Raw genomic sequence first — 7,352 nt, forward strand, 5'->3', positions numbered from 1 at the left:
TAGCCAAATCCGTTCTCCGCCACTCGCAGCATAGCACCGCCCCGCCCAACAGCAAGCGCCCCCCACGCCCCCGCCCTCAAACCCCGCGCCACCGCCGCAGCCGCCGCGTCAGCCGCCGCCACGCCGCCGCCTCCCGCCGCAACGCCGGAAAATCCCGCCGCAGCGTCTCCGCCTCCGGCACCTCCCCCCACGCCGTCACCGTGAACACCTCCACCGCCCGCCGCGTCCGCAAACCCAGCTCCCGATTCCGGCGCTCAAACCGCTCCCGCAGCGTCCGGCCCCATGCCTCATACGACGCCGGCGCCGCCAGCGCATGCCGCCCCACCCACGGCAGCCACTCGCAAATCTGGGACTGATGACACCACGTCATCGCCTGGATCGCCTCAAACACCTCCTCCACCTCCACCGCCAGATCAAACCCATTGGCCCCCGTCATGTAGGTGTCATACACGTTGAGTATCACCGGCACCTTGCACGCCCGCGAATTTCGCTCGTCCGCCGGATACTCCGGCGTGAACGCATGCGGCACATTGATCAGGTACGCCACCCGCCGCACCGCCTGCGCCACCACCTCATGATCCACATGCAGCCCCGCCAGCGGATCCGTCACCACCGGCGGGCAAAACAAATAATCCGGCTCAAACTCCCGGATGCACTTCCACAACGCCGCCAGCAACGGCGCGTCCAGCGTCAAACACCCCTCCCGCCCGGGCCGCCCATCCGCCAGCCGCAGCAGCTCAAACTCGTAACCCCCAATCCGCGCCGACGCCGCCTGCTCCGCCAGCCGCCGCCGCCCCGTCTCCGCCCGCGTCATCGCATGATGCCCCGCCTCCCCGTCCGTGCACACCACCACCTTCCCCCGAAATCCCGGCCCCAGCCGCCGCCGCCACAACTCAAACGTCCCCGCCGCCGTGAACTCGTAATCATCAAAATGCGCGTGAATAAACAGGGCTTTCATAGGCTGCCGCCCCCATTAAATCACGCCCCGCGGCCTCCCTGGCAAGCGGCAATCCACGCCTCCCGCCGCCCTCACCCCCCGCGGCCCGCCTCCGCCTCCCGCTCCAGCCGCGCCAGCACCTCCGGATCCCGCACATCCACCCACCGCCCCGCTATCGCCAGCCCCGCCAGCCGGTGCCCCGCCGCCGCCATCGCCGTAATCGCATCCGTCAGCTCGTACTCCCCCCGCGGCGATTTCTCCAGCCGCGCCGTGTACGCAAACAGACACGGACGAAATATGTAAATCCCCGCATTGTACCAGTACGGCCCCCCCTCCCGCAGCAGCCCCCGCCCCCGCAGCTCCTCCAGTTGCGCCCGCGTGGGCTTCTCCACCAGCGTCACAAAATCAAACCGCTCATCCACCACCACCACCGCCCCCTTGCTCACGTCCTCCCCCGCCGTCACCGTAATCAACCCGTCATACGCCCCGCCCCCAAAACGCGCCCGCATCTGCTGATACGTCTCCGGCCGCACCAAAATATCCCCGTACGTCAACAAAAACGCGCTCTCCCCCACAAACTCCCGCGCCACCTCCGGCGCCTTCCCCGTCCCGTCCTGCACCACCTGCCGCCCATACTGCAGCCGCAACCCCCACCGCCGCCCGTCCCCAAAATAGTCCTCGATCGCCTCCGCCCGAAAACCGGTCACCACAAACACCTCCTCGATCCCCGCCGCCTGCAGCCCCAACAAAATATGCTCCAGGATCGGACGCCCCTGCACCACCAACATCGGCTTGGGCCGCGCCTGCGTCAGCTCCTTCATCCGCGTGCCCCGCCCCGCCGCTAAAATCACTGCTTTCATCCCGCATCCTCAGTAACGATTCCCGCCCCATCCGCCAGCGCCATTCGCCCCCCGCCGCCCTCAGGACGACGGCTTCCCCAGCTTCGCCTTCAACTCCTCAATCTCCTTCTTCACCTCCGCCGCCCGCGGATGCTCGGGAAATTCCTTCACCAGCGCCTCCAGACACGCCAGCCGCTGCGGGTGCCGCTGCAAAAATTGCAGCCGCTCCGCCGTCTTCAAATACAACCGCACCTTCTGCTGCGGCGACGGCCCCCGCTTCAACGCGCTCTCCACCGTGTACAACCCGTCCAACAACTTCCGATTCTGCCAGTACAAATCCCCCAGCATCTCCGTCAGCACCGCGCTGCCGCTCGTGTTGGTCAGATTCTCCAGATACCGCATCACCTCCACCGGCGTCAGCCCCGTCGCCAGATTCAACACCACCACCTTCGCATGCGACCACTCCACCAGCGGACTCCCCCGCGCCACCAGCTCCGCATGCACCTCCTCCGCCCGCCGCCCCGCCGGCCGGTACAACGGATCCCCTATCACCGTCGTCTGCCACGACAAATTCCCCTGCGCCGCATACGCCGCCTCCCCCAGCGTCGCCCCCATCCCCAGCCAGTTCGCCACAAACGTCGGCACATCCAGCGTCCCCGCCAGATACGGCTCCTCCGTAAATCCAATCGTCGCCGCCGCCCCCTTCGCCAGCAGCGGCCCCGCCCAATGCTGCCGCCCATCCCGCACCGTCGCCGCGCTGAACGAATGCAAATGATACGCAAACGCCCCCGGCATGAACTCCACCTCCGGCAGCGTGAACGGCCCGGACACATGCTCCTCATACCACCCCGCGTAAAACGCAATCTGGCTCATCGGATAACCCGCCCCAAACGTCGCCGCATTGGTGTCCACCTCCACCCAATAGCCCATCCGCCACAACATCTGCCCCGCCGTCGCCAGCCACCGATCCCCCAGCGCGTAATTCGTGTCCGTCGTCTGCCGCAAATCAATATACGCCCGCCCCCACAGCCCGTTACTCTCCGCCGCCAGCGCCTTGTCCACCAGCCCCCGCGCCACCTCCGCCGTCGGCCCGTCCAGCCGCGTCACCAGCAGCAACCCGTTCGTCGGATGCAGCCGCCCCACATTCGTCGTGGCATGAAAGGGATTGGGCAGCGCCCCCGTAATCAAATAATTCGTCACACTGCCCGGCAGACACGCCAGCTCCGAATCCACCGCCGCCTCATTCCGCTGCAGCGCCGGCAGCAACCCCGCCGCCCCCGCCTCCTTCAAACCCGGCTCCGCCCGGATCTTCAACGGCACCCCATAACACAACACCGCATACCGGATCCCCGCCCGCACCGGCAGCCCCGTCGGCGCTCCCCCCCCGCCATACTGCCAGTGCCCGTTCTCCGTCAACCACCGCAGCAGCGGCTGCCGCAGTTGTTGCTCATACTCCGCCCGGCTCATCACCTCCGTCCGCGGCAGCGCCAGCCCCACCAGCCGATCCCCCGGCACCCCACGCCGCGCCGCGTAATGCTCCGCCACCCGCTGGGAATCCGGCACCTCCCGGTTGTACACCACCACCACCGCCCCCGCCTCCCGGCTCTCCGCCCCGGCCGCCCACCCCGCCGGCCCCCCGGCCGCCACCAGCCCCAGCCCGATGAATAATGAAAAAAAATCTCTCATGCACGCGCCACCGGCGCCGGGGCCGATTAACCCACAACCCCCGCAGAAATCAAGCCCGCATGACCCCTCGCCCGCCGCCACACCCCAAAAAAAAGGAAGGGGGCCTCCCAGCCCCCTAACCGGCTTCGCAGGATGCTTCAGCCCGCAGGCTGAAGGGAAGCCTTAGGAGCCTTCATCTTGTCGCCACCGCCCACTTTTGTCAAGCCACCCGCCCGCCCTCACCCCGCCGGCTTCACCGCGCAATGAATGCTCATCGCGCCCCCCAGAATGTTCTGCAACTCAACCTCCCGGCACCCCAATTCCCGCAACAGCGCCGTCACCCCCGCCTGCGCCGGATAATGCTCCAGACTCTCCAAAATGTACGCATAAGCAGGCGCATTGCGGCAAAAACAGGCCCCCAACAGCGGCACCACCCGCCCCAGGTAAAAGAAATACACCGCCCGCCACCAACGCGGCTCCGGCTTCCCAAAATCCAGCACCAACACCCGCCCCCCAGCCCGCGTCACCCGCAACATCTCCTCCAGCCCCCGCCGCACATCCGCCAGATTCCGCAGCCCGTAACTGATGGTCACCGCGTCAAAGTGCCCCTCCGGAAAAGGCAGATTCAAGGCGTCTCCCCGCACCCATTCCACCGCCAGCCCCCGGCCCCCCCGCGCCAGCCGCTCCTGCCGCTGCCGCGCCACCGCCAGCATCGGCCCGCTGAAATCCAGCCCCACCGCCTGCACCCCACGCCGGGCAAACCCCAGCGCCACATCCCCCGTCCCGCAGCACAAATCCAGCGCCCGGCCCCCCGGCGGCACCCCCGCCAGCCGCACCAGCCGGCGCTTCCACCACCGGTGCAGCCCCAGACTCTGCAAATCATTCAGCAGATCGTAGCGCGGCGCTATGCCGGCAAACAAATCCTCCACCCCCGCCGCGCGGCCGGCGCCGGGCTGGTAGTAGGAACGGACCATGGCGTGGCGTTCAGCGGCATGCGCAAGCCGGCCGCCAGCCGCGCTTAACCGCAACTGCAGCCGTGGCCGCAGTTATGAAAATCATCCTCCTGCGGCAGCCGGCCCAGCTCGAAGGTCTTCATCACATACGTCGCCACCGACTGCCGGATGGCATGCATCTCCTCCTGCGCGTCCAGGTAACCCTTGGCCACCGGATTCGCCAGCAACTGATCGCGCCGGCTCTCAAAGTCCGCGATCTCCTCCTCCGTCAGCCGGATGCCCTGGCGCTGCTTGTGTTGCAACGCCTGGCTCAGCGCCGCCACGTCTTCATATTGCATCTGCGCCTGTTCATCAGTCATGAACGCGCCAATGCGATCTCGGATTTGGTGAAACGCGGGATCTGCCGCCAGCGTCGAGCACAGCTCGCGCACCTTTGTCATTACCGCGCCGTCGGGTTGGGTCAGGCTCATAGTTGATTGGATTGTCGTTGCTGCCAAGGTACGAAATCTTAACGCCCCTGATTCAGTTGTTTCAAACTCCCCGCCAGCCGTCGCGCCTCCGCGCCCGGCGCCCCGCTCTTCTCCAGCAGGGCCTCCGCCTGCCGCAGCGCCAACTGCGCCGCCGCCGGCGGCAAATCACTGTTCAGCAAATGGATCACGCCCTCCACAAACGCCTCCTGCTGCGCCCCCGTCCACTTCTGCGCCCCCCACACCGCCGCCAGATCACTCGCCACCGCCATCAACGCATTCAAACCCGGCGCCCGCGGCCCGCTCGCCGCCTGCAACAAATCCTGCGTCAACGTCTGCGTCGGCGTTTTCTCCTTCCCCGCCGCCACCGCCTCCAAATCCTGCCGCAACTGCCGCGCCGCCTTCCGCTGCGCCTCCGTCAACTCCGGCAACCGCACCGCCGCCGGCGCCGCCGCCGGCGGGGCCGCCGGACGTCCCTTGGCGGGCGGCGTGTAATTCGGATTGCCGCTGCGCTGGCTCACGTCATTGGTCACCCCCCGCGCCCGCTCCTTGAGAATCCGCTCCGCCGGCCCCACCTGGGCAGACAACCCCCCGCCGCCCAGCAAAAAGGCGGTCAACAAAAGGATTCTCATGGGCTGTTTCATGCGCGCAGCAGGAGCCTCCCTCTAACAGTGCGGCCTTATCCCCGCCTTGTCAACCCCAACCACCGCTTTTTCCCACCCCCTCGCCTCCGCCTCCCCCATTTTGCACTTTGCACTTTGCATTTTGCATTTCCCCCTTTTCCTTTCCCCTCTCCCCCCAAGCTCCGCCGCCCTGCCTTCATTCTTTTTCATTGCGCCGCTCCCGCTCTTCCCCTTGCAATAATCCCATGTTGCATGCACAACCGCTGACCACGCTGGAGCATCCCCTGCTCCTCCCCTACCGCACCATGAAGGCCCAGCGCGATCACCACCAGCAGCGCATCTTCGTCGCCGAAGGCGAGAAAATCGTGCAACGCCTCCTCGACACCCCCTTCACCCTCATCTCCGCCGTCATGCCCCCCAAATGGCTCGAAATTCTCCGCCCCCGCCTCGAAGCCCGCCCCGAACTGGTGGAAGTGTTTGTCGCCGAAAAAGAGGACCTCGAACGCCTCACCGGCTTCTCCATGTATCAGGGCGTCTTTGCCGTCGCCCACATCCCCAACCCCACCCCGCTCCCCGAGGCCCTCGACCGCTCCCCGCGCCCCTGGTTTCTCGTCGCCGTGGACGGCATCAACAACTCCGAAAACCTCGGCGCCCTCGTCCGCAGTTGTGCCGCCTTCGGCGTCCATGCCCTCCTCCAGGGCGAAACCTCCAGCAGCCCCTACATGCGCCGCGCCGTCCGCAGCTCCATGGGCAACATCTTCTGGCTCCCTGTCGTCGAGTGTTTCTGCCTCGCCCACAGCCTCCGCTACCTCAAATCCCGCGGCGTCCGCCTCGTCGCCGCCCACCCCCACACCGACCAGCGCACCCTCCCCCAGGCCCAGCTCGCCGGCGACTGCTGCCTCGTCTTCGGCAGCGAAGGCTCCGGCCTCTCCCCCGCCGTCCTCGACGTCTGCGATGAATGGGTCGCCATCCCCATGGCCCCCCAGGTGGACTCCCTCAACGTCGGCGCCGCCGCCGCCGTTTTCTGTTACGAAACCGCCCGCCAGCGCGGCGCCATGGGCCGCAACCCCCAACCCCTGCCATGAGCGAACTTTGGCAATCCCTCGACTGGCCGGCCCTCGAACGCCTCCGCACCGCCTTCCTCCAACGCACCGCCGGCGCCGGCGATTACTGGCTCTCCCGCCGCGACCTCGACAGCTACGACCAGACCTTCGCCCAGCGCATCGGCTGGAAATGGGACTGGCTCCTGGCCGAACTCGACCGCCGCCACTGGCAGCCTCCCCCCGGCCCCCTCCTCGATTGGGGCTGCGGCAGCGGCGTCGCCGGCCGCGCATTTCTCGATCACTACGGCACCGCCGCCCACCATCCCCTCTGGCTCCACGACCGCTCCCTCCTCGCCGTCCAATACGCCGCCGACCGCGCCCGCGCCAAGTATCCCGGCCTCACCATCGCCCCCGCACCCCCCGCCGCCACCCCGGCCGTCCTCATCCTCAGCCATGTCCTCTCCGAGCTTTCCCCCCCGGCCTTCTCCGCCCTGCTGGAAACCCTCCGCCGCGCCACCGCCGTCCTCTGGGTGGAATCTGGCGACTACGAAACCAGCCGCGCCCTCATTGCCGCCCGCGAAATCCTGCGCGCCGAATTCGACGTAATCGCCCCCTGCACCCATCGCCGGCGCTGCGGCCTCCTCGCCCCGGAAAACGCCCCCCACTGGTGCCATCACTTCGCCACCCCGCCCCCCGAAATCTTCGCCGACCGCGACTGGGTCCGCTTCGGCCAGCCCGCCGGCGTGGCCCTCCGCAGCCCCCCCTTGAGCTGCCTCGTCCTCGACCGCCGCCCCGCCCCGCCCCTCCCCCCGCACAGCTTCCGCC

7 protein-coding genes and 1 pseudogene are annotated in these 7,352 nt (G+C 67.7%); 2 read left to right on the forward strand and 6 right to left on the reverse strand.

Annotation, left to right across the window (positions count from 1 at the left end; genetic code table 11):
- Positions 1 to 556: 556 nt before the first annotated feature.
- The 6 genes and pseudogenes from N3J91_12775 to N3J91_12800 all read right to left on the reverse strand — a co-directional run bounded on the left by N3J91_12775 (position 557) and on the right by N3J91_12800 (position 5,493).
- Positions 557 to 958, reverse strand: a pseudogene (locus N3J91_12775) (PIG-L family deacetylase).
- Positions 959 to 1,029: 71 nt separating this feature from the next.
- Positions 1,030 to 1,797, reverse strand: coding sequence for a sugar phosphate nucleotidyltransferase (locus N3J91_12780; protein MCX8157298.1), 768 nt, complete (start codon positions 1,795 to 1,797; stop codon positions 1,030 to 1,032).
- 60 nt (positions 1,798 to 1,857) lie between these two features.
- Positions 1,858 to 3,462 (reverse strand): TIGR03790 family protein, encoded by a 1,605-nt coding sequence (locus N3J91_12785; GenBank protein MCX8157299.1) that lies wholly within the window; start codon positions 3,460 to 3,462, stop codon positions 1,858 to 1,860.
- 218 nt (positions 3,463 to 3,680) lie between these two features.
- Complete coding sequence (locus N3J91_12790) at positions 3,681 to 4,415, reverse strand: class I SAM-dependent methyltransferase (GenBank protein ID MCX8157300.1); 735 nt, start codon at positions 4,413 to 4,415, stop codon at positions 3,681 to 3,683.
- Positions 4,416 to 4,459: 44 nt separating this feature from the next.
- Positions 4,460 to 4,864: a YlbF family regulator gene (locus tag N3J91_12795; GenBank protein ID MCX8157301.1), complete on the reverse strand. Its 405-nt coding sequence runs from the start codon at positions 4,862 to 4,864 to the stop codon at positions 4,460 to 4,462.
- Positions 4,865 to 4,902: 38 nt separating this feature from the next.
- Entirely contained in the window at positions 4,903 to 5,493 is a 591-nt protein-coding gene (locus N3J91_12800) for a hypothetical protein (protein ID MCX8157302.1), read from the reverse strand.
- 236 nt (positions 5,494 to 5,729) lie between these two features.
- On the opposite strand from N3J91_12800, the gene N3J91_12805 reads away from it, so the two are divergent.
- Both N3J91_12805 and N3J91_12810 read left to right on the forward strand, forming a co-directional pair.
- Complete coding sequence (locus tag N3J91_12805) at positions 5,730 to 6,569, forward strand: RNA methyltransferase (protein MCX8157303.1); 840 nt, start codon at positions 5,730 to 5,732, stop codon at positions 6,567 to 6,569.
- Positions 6,566 to 7,352: small ribosomal subunit Rsm22 family protein (locus tag N3J91_12810; protein ID MCX8157304.1), on the forward strand; the 787-nt coding region annotated here is incomplete at its 3' end. The genes N3J91_12805 and N3J91_12810, both read left to right, overlap by 4 nt.

The organism is Verrucomicrobiia bacterium (assembly GCA_026414565.1).
Taxonomy (GTDB): domain Bacteria; phylum Verrucomicrobiota; class Verrucomicrobiia; order Limisphaerales; family Fontisphaeraceae; genus Fontisphaera.